Source organism: Endozoicomonas sp. 8E, from assembly GCF_032883915.1.
Classification (GTDB): Bacteria; Pseudomonadota; Gammaproteobacteria; order Pseudomonadales; family Endozoicomonadaceae; genus Endozoicomonas_A.
Map to the genome: position 1 here is coordinate 7195737 of NZ_CP120717.1, position 18907 is coordinate 7214643.

The following is an 18907-nucleotide window of genomic DNA, read 5'->3' on the forward strand; positions in this document are numbered from 1 at the left end:
CCGAAGTATTGACTCTCTTACGTTGCCATTTAGGAGCAGGTGCAGCGGACTAAAAAAACGACATGGAAGAAGATGCACTATTGTGCATGCAATTCTCCGATTTGTAGAATCCAGTACGATACCCTTGTTCTTTTTTATTAACAGGAGTAATAAAAGAATTAAACAAAACACCAAGTGACCAATCGGATTTATAGGCAATACTGGAAGCCGTCTTAATAGGAATATTTCTGGTGTCTAACCTATACCCAAATGTTAACAAGTCCTTCTCATAGGCTGCATCGAAACAATAATGCCACAGGAAAGGATTGACCGGATAAGGAGTTTTCCCACTCTTCAGGTCATTCCAGGCACTATCGCAAAACGTCTTACCCTTCTCATCCAGACTGGCAATGGAAAAGTCCTTGCTAATACCCAACTCTGCTGCTGTATAGTAAAATCCTGCAGTAGCAAGAAAACTGTGCGTATTTCGGGGAGGGTGAAATCCAATATAGTTGTTGATTTCTTGTACTCTTGTAATCAACGGCTTAACTTTCGCAGTGCAGGTAATAAAATCACCAGTTCCGTTTCTGCCATCTGGCAAAGGGTAGCCTATAGGGAAACATGACGCCCGGTTCAAATATTGGCTTATTGCCTGATCCAGCCCTAAACCCAAAAAACTTTCTGAATTAAGCTTGTAAGTATTGTCGTTTATCTTAACGGTGAAATCCTCATCCTTATCTACCTCATAAGCAATCTGTGTAGAAGCACCGCCCAGGTCAAGAACACCTACTGTGTCTCCCTGTAGTTTTATGCGCGAGTTGTCATGATTCAGCGCCAGCCAGGCATACAGTCCCTCTTTCCTGCCTGTTATTGTCTCCACTTCAATAGTGGCTGAAGGAAAGTTATCTTTTAACCATTTTTCAACTTCATCATTCAGAGCTGCTCTTTTCTGCGGACTGATTACCCGCATTCCGGCGGTTGAATAAAAGTAAATATTATTAATATTTCCTTTGCTGACTGAACCAAATAGCCTCTGAAGATACCCACTCACACTGTCTACACTTTCTTCCTGAACACCGCCTTTCATTTTGCTTGACGTTTTTTTCTTGATAACAGGAATTCCGTTGGCAGGGTCTGGGGAATGTTCATAGATATAGAGCCTTGAACCGGTACTGCCCGCATTGATTACTGCAGTTATCTTTTCCGGATCCAAGCCATAAACTGCCGTTACTACTGAGCACAAAATTGCAAAAATACTGGCTAACTTACCTGACGACATTATGTTCACACCCTGTTTTTCGGGGTTGAAACACCCGCCATTGAAACCTGATAAAGCGCTCGTTTTTGTGAGCCTCAAGGCAGAGTGGGCTCTAAATACCTGATATCCCAGACTACAGGGCATCAAAATTAATTAACCAAGCGAAGAGTCAAGCAATGACGGAATAAAAACTGAATAATATTGACTCAGTGATAGTAGCAGAACTTCAGGAGTGTGAAGGTTTTGTATTTTAATCTTGTGCCTCGTCAGTAACAATGCTTCGGACAGTCTTTACTCATTGATATCAAGAAGTTGGGCGCTCATGGCACTTTCAGACAACTCAGTGGGACACCTGAATTGCCATTAAATTCGTGCCCTTCTGGCACACGCCCTGGTATATCAATGTTAAGTCCTCAAAAACTGTCCAAAGTATTTTTTAACAGAACACGGTCGATAATTAATAGAGTTTAAATTAAAAATTCTCAATAAATTAGAACGCATATATAAATGAACAATAAACCACCTTCATGGGGAGAGCCTGCCCCCTGGTTCCACGCTCACACAACCAACAACCCTCAATTTGCATTTTCCAGTCTCGGCGGACGTTTTGTCGGACTGGCCTTTCTCGGTGACTGCTCAGCAAAACCGGTCATCAAGTTTCTGGAAGCAGTCAATCAATCAAATTTAATCACTCGTGATGACAAAAGCGTCCGTTTCGCAGTCACGCTGAATCAAAGAGACCTGCACGACCCACAGACACTGAAAGCATTCCCAAATCAGCGTATTTTTTATGATGAAGGAGGAACTGTTTCCAAGCATTACGGAGCCTTGGACAAACACTCAGAACAGCAAGAAATTTTCTATGCCTATTGGTTAATTCTTGACCCAACGCTTCGCGTCTATGCCAAAGGCACCCTTGATGAGCCTGATATTTTTATAAAAACCATGCAGAAGCTGCCTGACCCTGAATACCATTCATCTCCAGATATAGAACCCTGGGCCCCAGTTTTGCTGGTACCCAGGGTGCTGGAAAGCGATTTTTGCGAAACCCTTATTCGTTATTATCAGAAAGGGCAGCCGGAGCCATCGGGCTTTATGCGAACCATTGGCGGCAAGACTCTGGAACTTCAGGACAACCATGTCAAACGTCGAACCGACATCAGTATTGACGATAAAAACTTGCAGGCGGCATTGAAACATCGGATAAGAACTCGCCTCACTCCCGAAATAGCCAAAGCTTTTCAGTTTCAGGCCACACGCATTGAGCGCTATATCGTTGCCTGCTACGACAGCAGCAACGCGGGCTTTTTCAAAGAACACCGGGATAACACTACGAAGGGCACCGCACACCGTCGATTCGCTATCAGCATCAACCTGAATAGTGACGAATACGAAGGGGGGGAATTGTGGTTTCCAGAATACGGCAACCGTCGCTATAAGCCCCCCACAGGTGGTGCCATTGTCTTTTCCTGTTCTCTTATGCACGCAGCAACACCGGTAACCAGTGGCACCCGCTATGTCACCCTGCCATTTCTTTACGATGATGCAGCAGCCAGAATACGTGAAGAAAATAACCGTTTCCTGGGCGACGGGGTTGAGCCTTATCAATCCAGTTAATCTTGGGTCAAATGTTTTATGGCAGGCACAGAGAATCCCACTTCGGACTCTGCTTTTGTGGATTCCAAGCTGAAATTAAGCTCCAGCGGTTTAGCTTCGAACTACCATGGTTTGTCAGCGAGCTTACTCAGCTATGCCTAACTCGCTCAGACAGGCTTATAACTCGGCTGAACTTCATGCAAAAGCTCTCTCCAGTCTCAATCTCTGGCAATCTTATCCGCTCCAATAACTTTCACTTCAATATCTTTCGCTTCAATATTTTGCACTTCAACATCTCGTTCATAAATGTTGAAGGATGTTAAGGAATGTTTGAAAAGACAGCCAGCTACTAACCCAATAATGCAACCATCACAAGGGCGCGCCAAAAAGACACCAACAGTGAAGCCAAAGGCTGCCATGTAACATTCCGGTTTTTTGCTTTCAAGTCGGTATATGTGTCTTACCGTTTGTTGTGAAGTCGGTTGAGTCGATTTGATCTCGATGGGTGCCATAGTTCGTTCTTCTGAGTTTGAAAAGGTTTATTGATACAACACATAGAATCAGAGGATGTTTTCTCTTAAATGTTCCAGAAAAAAACTAACATGAAGGATAGTATTGCTAACATTTTCAGACTATTCATGAACTCAACCCACCCAACACTTGGTTTCGGCCGGAAAAGGAATATCCTCTCGTGCTGAACGCAAGGTCATGGACAACCGTTTTATGAGTGCTAAGGTGAAACGGCAAAAGATTGACCGGCTGAACCGGCAAATGAGCAAGCTGTCTGCTGAAGCGGTTGGGAAGTATGGGAAACAGTTCTGATATATACCTGCTATACTAACCAAAACACTGAATAAGTAGGTATTAGCATGAGCAAAAGTAAAACCACAGTGACCATTGATGACGAGCTGTTGGAGCAGGCTCGTGAGTTGAAAATCAATATATCATCCGCAGCGGAGCAAGGCGTAATGGCAGAAGTCAAGAGTCTGGAAGAAGAGCGTTTGAAGAAGCTCTATAAGGAAGCTATGGAAGAAATTGAACAAGTCATTAAAGAAGATGGTTTGTTCAGTGATGGCATGAGGACTTTCTAAATGTCACAGTTCGATGTGTGTTTGAACACCGCCGATAATGCAGACAAGTACCCTTACATTGTAGTGCTTCAGTCGAGTTTAATTCAGTTCGACGACCAATCGGTTGTTGCCCCTCTAAGCCGTAGTAACCGTTACAAAAAAGCATTGCAGGTATGCCCCCAAACTGTTGTGGACGATGAAGAATGGATGCTGGTTATTCCGCAGCTGGCAGCTATTCCCAATCACTTCATCGGCAAAAAAGTGGCCAGTATGCAAGAACAGCGTAGTAATATTATTTCTGCCATTGACCGCCTGTTCACAGGCATCGGCTGACCTTTAAAATCAGTGGTTGCCGACGGGTTGCGACCAGTCTTCAACCTCTAAGCCCGGCACTCTACAAAACTCTTTGGTATTATTGGTAATCATGGTCAACTGCATACTTCGGGCATGCCCAGCTAACATATTGTCATAGCTACCAATCAGCTGACCGGTAGATTTCAGAAAGTGTCGAATTTGAGAAGAGTGTTCTGCTGCATCCCCGTTAAAATCCAGTATCGGGATAACACTCAGGAGGGTACTCAACTCTACCTGTTTTTTCTCCCGAAGTCTTTTTGGGGCGCAGCAAATGCCAAACCCCCCTATGTCAGGATAGATGTCGCCTCTTTTGATTCATGACTCTCAATAATTGAGAGCATACAAAAAGAGGCTGTTATGACTCGCTACTCCAAAGAAATGAAAGAGTCCATTATCCAGAAGATGATGCCGCCAAATAATGTTTCCGTGGCTCAGCTTAAAAGAGAAACCGGCATTAATGATGCAACCCTGTATACTTGGCGCAAACAGGCAAAAGCGCAAGGTGTAGCCGTGCCCGGTGATGGTAAGAATCCTCAGCAGTGGAGTGCTGAAAACAAGTTCGCGGTTCTGATGGAAACCGCCAACATGAACACAACAGAGCTATCCGAATACTGTCGTAAGAAGGGTCTCTACTACGAAGACTTGCAGCAGTGGAAAGCTGATTTTATCGCAGGCAGCACAAAGCCTGCTGAATCCCGTCAGGTACAGGCCGCTGCCAGACGAGATGACAAGAAGCGCATCCAGAAACTGGAAAAAGAACTCAAACGCAAAGACAAGGCACTTGCTGAAACCGCAGCACTGTTGGTTCTAACAAAAAAGGCAAACGCGATCTGGGGGGAGCGCGAGGACGATTGATTCCTCTCCCTGATCGCAAGGAAGCCGTTGCTTTAATCCAGGAAGCTGTTTCACAGGGTGCACGTAAAGTGAAAGCCTGTGCTGCGCTCAACCTGTCGATACGCACGGTTCAGCGCTGGCAAAAAGATGTAGAACAGGTGCGGGAAGATCAGCGTCAATACGCAGACCGGACAATGCCTGCCAACCAACTAACCAAGAGTGAGCAAAACGAGATTCTGAAAGTCTGTAACAGCGAGCGATTCAAAAGTAAGTCGCCATGCCAAATTGTACCGACACTGGCCGACGAAGGTGTTTATATGGCTTCTGAGTCAAGCTTTTATCGAGTGCTGAAGGCCCATAATCAACAGCATCATCGCGGTCGCAGTCAGAAGCCCGCAAAGCGGAAGCCGACATCGCATCGGGCTACGGCTCCGAATCAGCTCTGGTCGTGGGATATAACATTTTTGGGGTCGCCGATCAGGGGTAAATATTATTATCTCTATTTGGTTCTGGACGTCTATAGCCGCATGATTGTGACCTGGGAAGTCCATGAGAGGGAGTCCTCTGATCTGGCTGCTCAGATGATCCGCAAAGCTTTCATGCAGAATAAAATCAGCCTTCAGGAGCAACCACTGGTTCTGCACTCCGATAATGGCAGCCCAATGAAAGGGGCGACCATGCTGAGTACTCTTCAGCAGCTAGGAGTACAGACATCGTTCAGCAGGCCGCGCGTAAGTAACGATAACTCATACTCAGAGTCAGGCTTCAGAACCATGAAATATCGTCCCGGGTATCCGAATCACTTCTCCAGTCTGGAGTCAGCCAGAAAGTGGGTGTACGGGTTCGTAAACTGGTACAACATGGAGCATAAGCACAGTGGCATCAAGTTCCAGACCCCCTACGACAGACATACAGGGAAGGCTCAGAAAAGGGTTCTGAATCGTGAAAGAGTTTACCGTAAAGCAAAAGAGCAACACCCTGAGCGATGGGGAAGCCGTGAAACCAGAAACTGGCAATTACCGGTAGAGGTGTGGCTTAACCCTGAGCGATCAGAGAATCAGCAGCATTGTGATTTAGCTGCATAAGTTGAGGCGACATCTACCTTGAAAGTTACCGAAACATAAGTTCATCAACAGTAGCGGCCGATATAAATATACGGCCATTGTTGCTTTTGGAATGTTCTTTGATACTACCTGTATCGCGAGCTCTCAGGATGTGAATCAGGACATTGGTGTCAAGTAAGTATTTCATTATGTCCAATCCCCAAAATCACGTTCTTGTGGTAAAGGCTGTTCTCTATCAGGGTAATCCTCGCAGGCCGTGATGTTGTCAAAAAATTCGTCCCAGTCAACGTCTAGAGGCGAAATGGTCAGAGTATTCCCTTGTCGCTGGATTTGAACGTGCTTTACATTGTCTGGAAACGCAAACTCTTTGGGAATGCGAACAGCCTGTGTTCTGTTGTTTTTGAAAATGGTCGTTTTCATCATCGATCCTTTATTGTATATACCCTAGTATCTACTAGATTAAAAATTCAGACCTTGTCCACAGAACTATGGGGTGAAATCAGGTGCAACTATGCTATTTGCTTCGCAGCGTCTTTATGAGTTCTTAACAACTAAGCCATGAGCATTTAGACTTTTTTTCATTTTACTTTCCTGCTATTTACTGTCGCAACAAGGCAAAACATGATCTCACCGCACGATCCTTTTCTTCAGCAACAAGGCCTGCTGATGGCCAGTAGTTACTTTACTCTGACAGGCCAGTTGCTTTTCGGACTGCCTCTGAAAGACCCCGAACTGGGTTTAAAGCTTTATGAACACTCGTCAGCGTTGTTGTCTCATGGCACAGAAAGTGATCCGATCTTCTGTTATGGCAACCTGAGTGCCCAGTCTCTCTTTGAAATGGACTGGAACACCCTGACTCAAATGCCCTCCAGACACTCTGCAGAGCAGCCCAACAGAGAAGAGCGGGCCAGATTGCTCAGAGAAGTCAGTGACAGCGGCTACATCAAAAACTATTCAGGTATCCGGGTTTCCAGCACCGGACGACGGTTTCTGATTGAGCAGGCGCTGGTTTGGAATCTCTACGATGAGGAAGGTGAATACCGGGGTCAGGCTGCTGCGTTCAGTGGCTGGACTTTTCTTTGAGATCTCCCCGTATCTTCAAGGGCGACAGGTATAGATAGCCATTCAACTGAGCTATCCTAAACAATAGACAGCCAAAGGATAATTTTTATGAAAGGACTCATTTTCAGCGGCCTCTGCTTTTTGTCCTTGCCCGCCTTTTCAGAAAACGACTTGCCTCTGCCATCACCGCCCGCTTCCGCAGAAGCTCATGATTATAAAAAGCAGAGCATCGAACAGGTGATTGACAGCGGAGACGATGACGAGCTAGTGAGACTTTCCGGTCAAATCATCAAGAAGCTTAGATGTTCGATTTACCTGTTTCGAGATAAAACCGGAGAAATCCAGATTCAGATTAAGAATGACGACATACCCAAAAAGGGCCTGCTCTTCCGCTCCCCTACCATCATCAAAGGTGAGGTCACGAAAGACCCAAACAAACCCATTGTGGTGGAAGCCGACAAGATTCTTTATGTTTTCTAAAAACTAATCCGCCCCCGTGCATTCCAGATCTCCGATCATTACTGAGTGCGGTCACCGACCACCAGGAAGTCGGAGTTGAGCAGTAAATCTCCGGCACCCTCCAGCGTTATATTTTGGATAGACAAAATATGACCAATATTTATTTTTCAGACATTTTTTCCGGGTAAATTTAGTTTTTTATGGCAGTATTTAGTTTTTACCCTGACAGATATGGAGCAGTTCCGGGAATGCATAAATTGCAGGCCGGCGGCCAGATCCTTCCCTGAGCGTCACAATGGGACCATCCGGCACATGCAACTGGCGCAAAAGACCGTGCAGAGTAGGCTTACTGATACCAGACCGTTTAGCAAAATCGTTCACTTGAAAGATAGGTCTGTCAAAGAGTGTATCTACCAGTTGCATCGTGAACTTTGAGCCTGTCGTTTGTTGAACACTGACTTTAGTCTTCTCATATAACGACATGATCGTTTTTACTTTCTGAACGTTCTCTTTAGCCTGAATCAGTATGGCTTTGAGAAAAAATTCAATCCATCCTGTCCAGTCGCCTTCCTGGTAAATCCTCTTTAGCCGTTCGTAATATTCATCCCGGTGTGCTTCCAGATAACCTGAAAGATAAAACATAGGACTGGAGAGTCTCTGTTTACTGTATAAAAACAGCGGTATAACCAAACGACCAATACGACCATTGCCATCCTTGAATGGGTGTATCAGTTCAAATTGAGCATGAACAATGGCGGTCTGAGCCAATACATCAAAATCATTCTCGCCCAGATAATGATTCCAGACTTCAAGATGATCCATCAGCTTTATGGGGTCCGGGGGAACAAAGGTTGCGGTCTCCAGGGTACATCCAGCTCGACCAATCCAATTCTGATCCTTTCGAAAAGCACCCGGTGCTTTGCCTTGCCCTCTTACACTATCCAGTAGTAGCTGATGTAACTGTAACAGGAGGCTTAAAGAGATAGTTCGCCCTTCAGCCAGGTACTCCTGAGCCAGCATCAATGCTTTTCGATAGTTCAGTATTTCCTGAATGTCTGTATTTTTTCTCTCGTCAAATTGAGCACCTGCTTCATGCTCAAGCACCTCTTCAACCGTGGCCTGGGTCCCTTCAATCCTGGATGATAACACCGCTTCCTGATTCATCAGGGGCGATAGCATGACCGCAGGATTAATGATTCCCTGCAGCAAACCACTGTATTCAGCGAGTGCCGCATTAGCTTCACCAACCAGCGTGATGAGACGGCCGAAATCAAGGCCTTGAAGGGGAAGCGTATCAGGTATATACGGGGTCATGCCAAAACCTTGTGTATTAAAAGAAAGAATATTTAGTATATAAATCCTTTTGTGTCTGTCGTATCCAACACAAATTTTTTGTATTAAAAATTGCAATATTTAATACAAAATAACGATAGCGTACTGAACCTGATACACAAATCAGATTTTGTATTAAATTAATTAATATTTAATACAAAAAACACAAATCACTCGGCCACTTTAATCTTCCCTCACAGATTAAGAGTGTTAACCAGCAAAATCCGCGAAGTTTCCAGACGGGCTTCCACTGCATTATCCAACCTGCCTTCCAGTAGCATGTTCCTCCTGTGAATATTGCTCTGGCAGGCAGGTTTGGCTTATTCAGACTCCTAAAGACCAATTAATAACCGTGCATTCCAGATCTTCGACCAGTCCTGAGTTCGATCTCCCACCACCAGAAAATCGGAATTCAGCAGACTCTCTTTGAAGTTGTAGGAAAACCGCTTGCCGTGAGGGTCCAGCAGTAAGCCCCCGGCACCTTCCAGAATTGCCTGTGCCGCTGCGGTATCCCACTCGGATGTCGGCCCCAGCCTTGGGTAGAGGTCTGCCAGCCCTTCTGCAACATGGCAACTCTTGAGGGCACTGCCGACAGGCCTTACCTCCAGATTGGGATAGAGCGCTCTGAGTTTTTCAACAAATACAGCAGCTCTTTCGGTGCCATAACTTCGACTACCCAGTGCCACAGTTTCCTTTTCTGGCTGAAAACTTCTTGGAGTAATACTGACAGCAGGCTGGTCTTCAGTTTGTTTGAAAGCCCCCAGATCACTGCCACCCCAATAGATAGTATTCTCATCAGGGACCTGAACCACACCCAATACCGGATAGCTTCGGCCATCTTCTGACTTTTCCATCAAGGCGATATTCACAGTGAACTGGCCATTTCCATTGATAAACTCCTGGGTGCCATCCAGAGGGTCCACCAGCCAGTAGCGTTCCCACTGGCCGCGCTCGGTAAAAGCGGTATGTTCAGACTCTTCTGATAAAATCGGGTATTGAATGTCCAGAGCCTTCAGGCCCTGCTCAATAACTTCGTTGGCTTTGAGATCTGCCAGAGTAACCGGCGTTTTGTCAGACTTGTGCTGAACACCCAGATCTTGCTGATGGTAAAGGGTCAGGATGGCCCCTCCGGCCTCTCGGGCAATCTGCTTTACGGACTCAATCAGCTTGTCGTCAAACATCGGGATTCTCCAGCCATCCGGCCTGAATTTTCTCTCTGACCAGAAACAGGGTAGCCAATGCCCTTGCTTCGGAAAAGTCCGGCCTGTCGTTCAGTTCCAGCAAGCGGTCAAAGGACCACTCAACCACTTCCAGGGGCTCTGGCTCGTCCCCTTCGAGCTTTTCTTCATAAAGGTCCCAGGCCACCATTGAGTGTATTCTGCTTTTCATGTAGTTGGGTGAATGGGTAAATGAACTCAGGTACTTCCATTGCCGGGCACCGTAACCGACTTCTTCCTTTAGCTCGCGGTTGCCGCCTTGTTCCAGACTTTCTTCCGGCTCAACCAAACCCTTGGGCAGAGTCAACTGATAGTCTTCGGTACCACCGGCATACTCACGGATCATCAGGAAACGATGATTATCCAGCAGCGGCACCACCATGACCGCTTGATGCCCTGTTCCAAAAGAACCTAATCGTTCATAGGTTCTTTCAACACCATTGGAGAATTTGAGATCCAGTTCTTCTATTCTGAACAGACGAGTGCGTGCAATTTCACGACACGCTTTGATGACCGGTTTTTCTGACATGATTCCCTGCCTCTTGTTCAGCCGTTATTATATGTGTCTAACCCATTGCTCACATACGTCGATGGACAATTAATTCACTTAGCCTTGTGCCAATAATACAGCAAGATTGCTGTTCAGGGTCTGGATAAGTCATCATGGCAAAAGAAGAATGTCGAGGTGATTATGATTAACTGGAATGCCATAGATACGGTTCTCCTTGACATGGATGGTACCCTGCTGGATCTCCATTTTGATAACTACTTCTGGATGGAATATGTACCTCAGAAATATGCCGAAAAACACAGCATTACTCTGGAGCAGTCGAAAGAAGAGTTGCATCCGAGGGTAGCCCAGACATTCGGCAAGTTGGAATGGTACTGCCTGGATTACTGGGCCAGAGAGCTGGATCTGGATATCATCGCTCTGAAGCAGGAGCTGGTTCATTTGATCAGCTTCAGACCCGGTGCCGACCGTTTCCTGCAAAATATCCGCGACCGGGGCAAGAAAGTGATCATGATCACCAATGCTCATCGGGACGGCCTGTCACTGAAGCTGGAAAGACTCTCCATGGCCCACTATTTTGACAGATTGATCAGCTCCCATGATTACGGCTACCCCAAGGAAACTCAGGCATTTTGGCACAACCTGGAAGCCGATATAGGAACGGATAAAGAACGAGCCCTGTTTATTGATGACAGCCTCCCGGTCCTGAATTCTGCCAAAACCTATGGCATCGCCCATTTACTGGCTATCCGTTATCCGGACAGCAAGCAGGGTGCCAAAGATACCGGTGAATATCAGGCCGTTGAAGATTTTCAAGAGCTTATTCATCTTTGATCAGGCTTTGAAAACCAGTTTAATGACTTTTGAGAGTAATAAATGGCCAAGCAAAGAAGTGTCCAAGACAAACAGCCGGACAAAGTACGTCTGGACAAGTGGCTCTGGGCTGCCCGCTTTTACAAGACCCGAAATATCGCCAAAGAGGCCATTGAAGGTGGCAAGGTACATCTGAATGGCCAGCGCTGCAAACCCGGTAAAGAGCCCAAAGTAGGTGACCAGCTGAAACTGCGTACCGGCTGGGATGAAAGAGTAGTGATTGTTCGGGAACTCTCTGACAAACGCCAGAAAGCCGAGCTGGCACAACAACTCTACGAAGAGACTGCGGCCAGTATTCAGTCTCGTGAGGTGGCAGCAGAACAACGCAAGGCTTTGCGCGGTGCTATGGCTCCCCGGCCGGATCGCCGTCCGGATAAAAAACAGAGAAGGGATATTCTCAGGCAGAAATCCAACCTGGCCGATTAATGTCAGATCAGATAAACAACACCTTTTTCCACCTTTGAGGGAGCCAGGGTCAGTTTGTCACCAAGGCATGGGCCTGCCACACACTCTCCTGACTCAATGAGAAACAAAGCCCCATGAGTAGCGCACTGGATCAGTCGCTTTTCGCTGTCCAGAAAGCGGTCTTCCTGCCATTCCAGATTGATACCGAGGTGTGGGCAACTGTTTTCGTAGACGAAGACTTCTTGATCTCGACGGACGACGAAAATAGAGCCTTTTTCGGTCTCGAAACCTTTACTTCCGGGGTTTTCAAGATCATCAACAGCGCAGAGTTCCAACAAGTTTCCAGTTCCTGAATTTGATGGCTGTTTTGAAAATAGATTCTTAAACAGCCATGAGCCAACAATGGCGCTCACTGCGCATCATCAAGAGAGATACGAAGCCTGAAAGAGCGGTATCGACCCATAATAATTGAGCTGATTTAAAACTCATAGCGCACTCTGGCTGAAAAACTGTCGGTGGTGTAGTGCTGACTCCAGTTATGGTCGTATCCTGCTCTGAGTGTCCAGTGATGACCACTTTTGACGGCAAAAGCGAGACCTGCAGTGAGTCGATAGGGGTCTCTGTCCGGCCCAGTCACTTTAAGAGTTGAGCCGCTAGCCAGATGGGTCGCTTTGAATTCGCTTCCGGATGAAATAAAGTCGTAATAGCCCATCAGTGTCAGCTCCGGTTTAAAGACGGTCTGACGTCCCCAAATGGCTCCGTTAAACTTGAATCCAGCACCCAGCTCAGCTGTGAGGTAGTCATCGTTTTCAATTTTTTGCTCGAACCCGGAGTTTCCCTTTTCAGAATAATCCTGAATCCGAAGCTGACCATAACTGAACAAAGCCCGTGGTACCAGGCTCCAACTACCCAGTTGCCAGGCGGTGCTGCCAGTGACTCTGAGGCCCCACTGGTCAGCCTGGAAGTCGCCTTTCACTCTTTGGCCATTAACTGTTTTTTTACTGTCGTTGGAACCACTTCCCACGGATGCCACGGCATTCATGGACAGTCTTCGGTAATTCCAGCTGCCATAGAGCGAGGTCAAAAAACTTTGTTGACGGGTACTGGCGCCATCATTCATATCAATAGAGGCTTTGGATAAGGTCATGGCAAAGCCGAATCTGATATTATCTTCCAGCTCACCGTCCACTCCCAGTGTCATGCCTCCCACCTGATTCTTGAAGCCCATTGCCTGATCAACAACCTCGTGCTTACCCTCGGTATAAAGAAGCTGACCCCAGGCTGCACCATCGACAAACTGGTCGCCATAATTAAAACCACGACGGATGCCTTGATTACGATTGAAGATGATATTGTGAACGTTATTGGTCAGAGTCAGCCCTGTTTTTTGAACTGCGGCCGAAGCCTCCGGTTGAACTTCATTAGCCTTGGTAGAAGCCACTACCGTGGCTAAAGCCAATGCGCCGGGTAAAAAATAATTGCGCGAAATTTTCACAATCCCTGTGCCTTCCCTGTTATCAGTGCTCATTCAAGCCATTACCAAAAGCCGGAGACTGCCTGTTCTCGGTCAGCCTCCGACTTTTTCCGATATCTGCTATTGTCATCGGATCATTCGAACAATGTCTTAGGAAGAATCAATGAAGCCCATTCCATGCAGTCGTTATATTCTTCCGTTTTCTACATCTTTCAAAAAGTCCACGAGCGCTTGCCGGTAGTTTTCCGGATCATCCCACATAGAGCAATGACTGCCGTTATCACAGAGTACCAGCCTGCTGTGAGGCAGAATGGAAGCCATCTGCTTCTGATCGTCCGGCGCCGTTGTGTCGTAGCGTCCAGCCAGTACCAGTGTTGCAACACGGATGCCGGCCAGATCATTCCAACGATCCCAGCCCAGCAGATTGCCGGTAAAAACAAACTCATTATTACCCTGCATAGTGTTGTAAACACTGAGATTCCTGTGATCAAAGGCCCTGCTCAGAGCTTCAGGCCAGCTAGGCAATCTGCAAATGTACTTGCGATAGAGATGTTCCATCAGAAGAGAAGGGTGCTCTTCATTGTCCAGATCGTTCGCCGCTTCGAATGGTTTTATTTGATCTACCACCTCCGGTGGCAACTGCTCCCGAAGGTGCTTGATATGAGCCATATAGGAATGAACACTGCCGGTGATGCTGCCGAGAATGAGTCCTTTCAGATATCGTTGGTACTTAAGTGCATATTCAATCGCCCACAAGCCACCACAGCCGTGGCCAAAGAGGTAAAAATCCTCCAGGCCCAATGCCGTCCGAACCTGTTCGATCTCATCAATAAATCGTTCCAATTGCCAAAGTGACCCATCTTCAGGCTGATCTGAGCACCATGAACCCAGTTGATCATAAAAAATGACCTCCACTCCCTGAGGAACAAGAAAGTCTTCCAGGCATTCCAGGTACTCATGGGAGCATCCCGGTCCGCCGTGCAGTGTCAGTAACCTTAATCGCCCAGAGCCCACCCGCTGAGTCCAGACCCGATAGCCGTTATTCAGTGTCACCCACTGAACTCCCGGTGCGTTATGCTTCTCTTGTTTGGTCATCATGCCAGTACACTGTTTAGACTTCGCAACGGATTCAGTGTAGGCAGTTTCTGTGGAAAAAGAGGCAATGCGCTCATTTACCTACTATTATTTCCGAGCCATCGTTTTGACTAAATTATTTATTTTTCAACGGTTTTTCGTTTGTTATGAAGACTCCTGCCCTGATCCTGATTCTAACCTTGCTGGCTTGCTCAACCCAAACCGGTGCATCCACAGCCTGCCAGAAAACTTTTGGGCCTGCTGGAGACAACATATTGCTATCAGGAATAAGTGTTTCATCGGGAGACCGCCTTGAAGGGATGCTTATCCCGGGCAGTTATCTGAATGGCCATCTGCTCATGTTTTCGGGAAACATGGCGATTACGAGCAAAGCGTCTCATCATTCGGCGCTTGGTGCACTGACCGTCTCCTCAGAAAATAATCTTTGCCGGGATGACGGCGGCCAATACTCCGACACTCTGAGATTGCAATGGTCAGACGATGCCACTGGCAGCATTCTAAACCTGTATGGCTACAATCTGAGACTGTTATCTAAGAATTGCTATACCGGAACTCTGAGCCAAACGCTTAAACCTGAGAGTTCAATGCAACTGATCGCTTTTTGCATTGATAAGTTTGATGACAAACACACTCCTTCAACTATGACCGGCCAGCTCAATTCCGATGAGATAAAACATAAGGTATGTTCTGAAGAGAGGCTGTTGAAAGAAACGGCACTCTCCAAAGAAGATTGTTTGAATCACTTCGACACCCAATCTCAAGCAGATAAAGATGTAAGGTTCAGTGATACCAAGAGACAACCTGTAGATCACAATCCCTTACAGCAGCCGTTGTATTACTTTGCTAAATAGCCCACAAAGGGTTGATCCATGCAGCCCAGCAGAACATCTGAATGAGAAACGGCTCAGTCGCTTTTCCCGGTAAAGTTCCCAATAGGCAGAAATGATCTGACAAGAGGGAGACTCAACGGGGTTCTGTGGAAAACTCTCTATGAAAGCTGTGGATAAATACAACTGTCAGCAGCGGTCAGTTTAAGTAGACAAATTCCATAGTCGTCTAAAAGCCTTTATTTATGTAATGTTCTTGTTGTTGCTTTCTCTAAGCTCACCGGCAAAAACCTGTGCATAAAAAGTGTATAACAGATTGTGCACCCGTCTTGAGCAAGGTCATTCCTTTTGCTGCCCCGGAAAAAGCTGGCCTTTTGATCACAGCCAGAACACTTGGCTGACGGGTTGCGCCTGCACCGTCAAACTGGCATAGCCCGTGGGAAACCCGTTACAGTAGTAGAACAGCATTAAATCCGACAGACCCCAGACCCGAATGGAATCATGAACCCCGGAAAAATATTCAAATGATTATCGAGGCGTTCACATGGGCCTTCTCAAGGGCAGTAAAAGGCGCACGACAGGCAGGGCTTGTGCAGGAGGTTGCTGCGATTGCAGGGAAGTACCAGCGAAACAAAAAAGCCTGGCAACCCCATCTGGAGCAAACCCGCGCTGCCATTAATGACGCCATAAAGGAAGCAGATCCTGCTGAACCCATTCTGATTCTGGGCTCAGGACTGGGCCTTGATCTCCCGCTGCAAGCACTCAACGATCATCCGACCGGTGCCCTTTTGTTCGACGCCGTAAAGCCGCCGCAGCTTGCTGCCAAACTGAAACAGTATCCAAATATTAAATTTGAACTAAGGGATGTCACCGGCCTTCTCGAGGAACTCTGTAGCAACTTCAGCAGCAAGAAGATAAGCCTGCCTTCTTCCGCACCGTTGCCGCTCAAGGGTTTCAGTCTGGCAATTAGTGTGAATATGCTTTCACAGATTCCGTTATCATTCTCCAACAGCCCACCGGAAGGTGACGCGGAAATACGCATGATGACGGCTATCCAGAAAGCCCACATCATGACTTTAAAAGCGATGGGTTTTACCATTCTCTTAATTTCTGATTACGAACGCCACGAGTACAAAGACGATGACATTGAGGTTATCACGACCGTTGCGCCCCCCCTTTGGCCCGGTAAACCTGTAAATGAATGGGACTGGCATATTACACCATCAGGCGAAAGCAGAAATGGTCAGACCACAATCCTTAAGGTGGGTGTCTGGAAAATCCCTGCTGAGTTAGCGATGGCCTTGAATGAATCAACGACTCAAGGCAGCCAGTCTTCTTCCATAATCTGATCAAATGTCCATGGGCAAATCTCAGGAAAGCTGTGTTCATTCAGTTGCTGATGAGGCTGAACATAGTTATTCATTGCTTTGATAGCCAAGACCTTGCCATCAACATAAGCTTCATCGAAAAGGCTTTTCACCTCACTCTGAAGATGAGGCCGTCTCTTTATAAGCTTATTGATCGCTAGCCTTGTTCTATCAATCGTTCCTTTCCAGTCTCTGCAGTTATAGGGCTCGGGCAGCACAGGATTCAGAACTCGAATCTGATACTCATATTTCAGTAAATGGAGCAAAAGTGTCGTCAAACGAGATTCCAAGGTATCCAACTCACTGCTCATATCATCGATTTCCCCAATCAGGTTATCTATATCAAGTTGGTCAAATTGACGATTGGTCAGATACTCTTTCTGCTGCTCAACCCAGCGATAATAATCAGTCTCGTATAGATTTTTCATGAAATTGCCTCCAATCCGGCTTAGGCCCGAGAGTATAGTTTATGTTTTCTTTTTGTCAGGAATCACCACATCAAACGGCAGCCCCTTTCTCAGGGCAATCTGGCTGAAATAGATATTAATAGCCTGGGAGGTCGTTAGTCCCAGTTTACGAAGCACTTGTTCGGCTTCTTCCTTTAACGCTTCGTCGATACGCGCTCTGACGGTGGTTTCTTTAGCCATAGTGGTATCTCCCGTGGCATATTTCTGACTGGAATTCATGATTTCTCGTATGGTACATGAAACCGACGACCAACGGATGCGTTGTTCCTGCTACGCTTTTCCCGATAAGTGTTAAACTATCTAGATTGTTTGGCTGCCTGAACGTTCGTTGTGAGCACTTTTACCTCACCAGAGGCACTTGCCAGTTTTTTTGTCGAAGCAACTCGATAACCTATTCCGGAGGAATCAAGTTAATGGGCCGACGCCATAAAACCCACGCTGTTCAGGTGGGACACATTACCATCGGTGGCGATGCTCCTGTAGTCGTCCAATCCATGACGGATACGGATACTGCTGATGTCGAGCGTACGGTTGAGCAAATAAAGCTTCTGGCGGACGCTGGCTCTGAGATTGTCCGGGTGACGGTCAACACCGAAGAAGCGGCTGCTGCAGTTCCGGCCATCTATGAGAAGCTGGCCCAGCAGGGCTACAATGTCCCTATTGTCGGCGACTTTCACTACAACGGTCATATTTTGCTGACAAAGTACGATGATACTGCCCGCCTGCTGCACAAATATCGCATTAACCCAGGCAATGTTGGCTTTGGCAACAAGAAAGATGATCGCTTCAACGCCATGATTGACGTAGCCATAAAGTACGATAAACCAATTCGTATCGGGGTGAACTGGGGCAGTCTGGATAAAGAGCTGTCCACTCGTTTAATGGATGAAAACGCACGCTCTGAAAACCCTAAATCCTCTCAGGAAGTTCTGCACGAAGCTCTGGTACTCTCTGCGTTGACCAGTGCCGATGCAGCTGTAGCAAGAGGGCTTGGGGCCAACAAAATTGTTATTTCCTGCAAGGTCTCCCGGGTACAGGACCTGATCAGTGTCTACGAGATGCTCTCAGAGCGTTGTGAATATGCACTCCATCTGGGTCTGACCGAGGCGGGTATGGGTAGCAAGGGGATTGTTTCGTCCAGTGTTGCCATGGGCGTATTGCTCCAGCAGGGTATTGGTAACACCATTCGTACTTCCCTGACGCCGGAGCCCAATGGCAGCCGTGATCGAGAGGTGATTGTTTCCCAACAGATATTACAGGCACTGGATGTCCGTAGCTTTTCTCCTGAGGTGACCGCCTGCCCTGGCTGCGGTCGAACTACCAGTACTTTCTTCAGGGTTCTGACGGATGAAGTAGACGCCTTTCTGCGTACCAAAATGGTGACCTGGCGTCACAAATTTGTGGGTGTGGAAGAAATGAAAGTAGCGGTTATGGGTTGTGTTGTTAACGGTCCCGGTGAGAGCAAACATGCCAACATCGGTATCAGTCTGCCCGGAACTGGTGAAGCGCCTTCAGCACCTGTGTTTATCGACGGTCAAAAAGTAACTACGCTCAAGGGTGACAATATCACTGAAGAGTACAAGGAAATGATTGAAGAGTACGTCCACAAAACATACTCCCCCAGGGAGTCACTGATTGCCAGCCGGTAAAGGCTCAATCAAAT

General features: G+C 46.9%; 24 protein-coding genes. 11 read left to right on the forward strand and 13 right to left on the reverse strand.

The features are described 5' to 3' along the window. Positions 1-49 precede the first annotated feature (49 nt). On the reverse strand, positions 50-1258 hold the full coding sequence (locus P6910_RS25725) for a hypothetical protein (RefSeq protein WP_317144079.1): 1209 nt from the start codon (positions 1256-1258) through the stop codon (positions 50-52). Between the two features lie 486 nt (positions 1259-1744). Between P6910_RS25725 and P6910_RS25730 the strand changes: the two genes are divergently transcribed. Continuing rightward, positions 1745-2854 (forward strand): 2OG-Fe(II) oxygenase, encoded by a 1110-nt coding sequence (locus tag P6910_RS25730; RefSeq protein WP_317144080.1) that lies wholly within the window; start codon positions 1745-1747, stop codon positions 2852-2854. Between the two features lie 197 nt (positions 2855-3051). On the opposite strand, the gene P6910_RS25735 is transcribed toward P6910_RS25730, so the two are convergent. Further along, positions 3052-3345, reverse strand: coding sequence for a hypothetical protein (locus P6910_RS25735; RefSeq protein ID WP_317144081.1), 294 nt, complete (start codon positions 3343-3345; stop codon positions 3052-3054). Positions 3346-3702: 357 nt separating this feature from the next. On the opposite strand from P6910_RS25735, the gene P6910_RS25740 reads away from it, so the two are divergent. Together P6910_RS25740 and P6910_RS25745 are read left to right on the forward strand one after the other, a co-directional pair. Further along, complete coding sequence (locus tag P6910_RS25740) at positions 3703-3924, forward strand: type II toxin-antitoxin system CcdA family antitoxin (RefSeq protein WP_317144082.1); 222 nt, start codon at positions 3703-3705, stop codon at positions 3922-3924. Continuing rightward, on the forward strand, positions 3925-4236 hold the full coding sequence (locus P6910_RS25745) for a CcdB family protein (RefSeq protein WP_317144083.1): 312 nt from the start codon (positions 3925-3927) through the stop codon (positions 4234-4236). It begins immediately after the preceding gene. 9 nt (positions 4237-4245) lie between these two features. Here the strand turns inward: P6910_RS25745 and P6910_RS25750 are convergent, their stop codons facing one another. Then, complete coding sequence (locus P6910_RS25750; RefSeq protein ID WP_410493953.1) at positions 4246-4572, reverse strand: PIN domain-containing protein; 327 nt, start codon at positions 4570-4572, stop codon at positions 4246-4248. Between the two features lie 42 nt (positions 4573-4614). On the opposite strand from P6910_RS25750, the gene P6910_RS25755 reads away from it, so the two are divergent. Continuing rightward, a protein-coding gene (locus P6910_RS25755) for an IS3 family transposase (RefSeq protein WP_317142866.1) occupies positions 4615-6176 on the forward strand; the annotation gives its coding sequence in 2 pieces (ribosomal slippage) (positions 4615-5077 and positions 5077-6176; 1563 coding nt in all). Positions 6177-6201: 25 nt separating this feature from the next. On the opposite strand, the gene P6910_RS25760 is transcribed toward P6910_RS25755, so the two are convergent. Then, a complete protein-coding gene (locus P6910_RS25760) occupies positions 6202-6342 on the reverse strand; it encodes a type II toxin-antitoxin system VapC family toxin (RefSeq protein WP_317144085.1) in 141 nt (46 codons plus the stop codon). Beyond that, on the reverse strand, positions 6342-6575 hold the full coding sequence (vapB, locus tag P6910_RS25765) for a type II toxin-antitoxin system VapB family antitoxin (protein ID WP_317144086.1): 234 nt from the start codon (positions 6573-6575) through the stop codon (positions 6342-6344). Before vapB ends, P6910_RS25760 begins: the two co-directional genes overlap by 1 nt. A gap of 201 nt (positions 6576-6776) precedes the next feature. Here vapB and P6910_RS25770 point away from each other — a divergent pair, with 201 nt between their 5' ends. Together P6910_RS25770 and P6910_RS25775 are read left to right on the forward strand one after the other, a co-directional pair. After that, positions 6777-7238: an MEKHLA domain-containing protein gene (locus P6910_RS25770; RefSeq protein ID WP_317144087.1), complete on the forward strand. Its 462-nt coding sequence runs from the start codon at positions 6777-6779 to the stop codon at positions 7236-7238. Positions 7239-7325: 87 nt separating this feature from the next. Continuing rightward, a complete protein-coding gene (locus P6910_RS25775; RefSeq protein WP_317144088.1) occupies positions 7326-7697 on the forward strand; it encodes a NirD/YgiW/YdeI family stress tolerance protein in 372 nt (123 codons plus the stop codon). Between the two features lie 189 nt (positions 7698-7886). Here P6910_RS25775 and P6910_RS25780 read toward each other — a convergent pair whose 3' ends face one another. From P6910_RS25780 to nudE, 3 genes are all read right to left on the reverse strand, one after another. Continuing rightward, complete coding sequence (locus P6910_RS25780) at positions 7887-8990, reverse strand: Fic family protein (protein ID WP_317144089.1); 1104 nt, start codon at positions 8988-8990, stop codon at positions 7887-7889. A 350-nt stretch (positions 8991-9340) separates the two neighbouring features. Continuing rightward, entirely contained in the window at positions 9341-10189 is an 849-nt protein-coding gene (cysQ, locus tag P6910_RS25785) for a 3'(2'),5'-bisphosphate nucleotidase CysQ (RefSeq protein ID WP_317144090.1), read from the reverse strand. Further along, positions 10182-10754, reverse strand: coding sequence for an ADP compounds hydrolase NudE (gene nudE / locus P6910_RS25790; RefSeq protein WP_317144091.1), 573 nt, complete (start codon positions 10752-10754; stop codon positions 10182-10184). Before nudE ends, cysQ begins: the two co-directional genes overlap by 8 nt. Positions 10755-10916: 162 nt before the next feature. Between nudE and yrfG the strand changes: the two genes are divergently transcribed. Further along, positions 10917-11570, forward strand: coding sequence for a GMP/IMP nucleotidase (gene yrfG, locus P6910_RS25795; protein WP_317144092.1), 654 nt, complete (start codon positions 10917-10919; stop codon positions 11568-11570). Between the two features lie 42 nt (positions 11571-11612). Beyond that, on the forward strand, positions 11613-12035 hold the full coding sequence (gene hslR / locus P6910_RS25800; protein ID WP_317144093.1) for a ribosome-associated heat shock protein Hsp15: 423 nt from the start codon (positions 11613-11615) through the stop codon (positions 12033-12035). A 2-nt stretch (positions 12036-12037) separates the two neighbouring features. Here the strand turns inward: hslR and P6910_RS25805 are convergent, their stop codons facing one another. From P6910_RS25805 to P6910_RS25815, 3 genes are all read right to left on the reverse strand, one after another. Further along, positions 12038-12352, reverse strand: a complete 315-nt coding sequence (locus P6910_RS25805; RefSeq protein WP_317144094.1) for a Rieske (2Fe-2S) protein — start codon at positions 12350-12352, stop codon at positions 12038-12040. 140 nt (positions 12353-12492) lie between these two features. Further along, positions 12493-13542, reverse strand: coding sequence for an autotransporter outer membrane beta-barrel domain-containing protein (locus P6910_RS25810; RefSeq protein ID WP_317144095.1), 1050 nt, complete (start codon positions 13540-13542; stop codon positions 12493-12495). Positions 13543-13674: 132 nt separating this feature from the next. Then, positions 13675-14586, reverse strand: coding sequence for a proline iminopeptidase-family hydrolase (locus P6910_RS25815; protein ID WP_317144096.1), 912 nt, complete (start codon positions 14584-14586; stop codon positions 13675-13677). A gap of 251 nt (positions 14587-14837) precedes the next feature. Between P6910_RS25815 and P6910_RS25820 the strand changes: the two genes are divergently transcribed. Further along, positions 14838-15434: a hypothetical protein gene (locus P6910_RS25820; RefSeq protein ID WP_317144097.1), complete on the forward strand. Its 597-nt coding sequence runs from the start codon at positions 14838-14840 to the stop codon at positions 15432-15434. Positions 15435-15934: 500 nt separating this feature from the next. Next, entirely contained in the window at positions 15935-16759 is an 825-nt protein-coding gene (locus P6910_RS25825; protein WP_317144098.1) for a hypothetical protein, read from the forward strand. Here P6910_RS25825 and P6910_RS25830 read toward each other — a convergent pair. Together P6910_RS25830 and P6910_RS25835 are read right to left on the reverse strand one after the other, a co-directional pair. Next, positions 16729-17205 carry a DUF29 domain-containing protein gene (locus tag P6910_RS25830; protein WP_317144099.1) on the reverse strand — a complete coding sequence of 159 codons (477 nt, stop codon included), beginning with the start codon at positions 17203-17205 and terminating at the stop codon, positions 16729-16731. The genes P6910_RS25825 and P6910_RS25830 overlap by 31 nt on opposite strands. 39 nt (positions 17206-17244) lie before the next feature. After that, positions 17245-17463 (reverse strand): type II toxin-antitoxin system RelB/DinJ family antitoxin, encoded by a 219-nt coding sequence (locus P6910_RS25835; RefSeq protein WP_317144100.1) that lies wholly within the window; start codon positions 17461-17463, stop codon positions 17245-17247. Positions 17464-17657: 194 nt separating this feature from the next. Here P6910_RS25835 and ispG point away from each other — a divergent pair, with 194 nt between their 5' ends. Continuing rightward, complete coding sequence (gene ispG, locus P6910_RS25840; protein ID WP_317144101.1) at positions 17658-18893, forward strand: flavodoxin-dependent (E)-4-hydroxy-3-methylbut-2-enyl-diphosphate synthase; 1236 nt, start codon at positions 17658-17660, stop codon at positions 18891-18893. Positions 18894-18907: the final 14 nt, after the last annotated feature.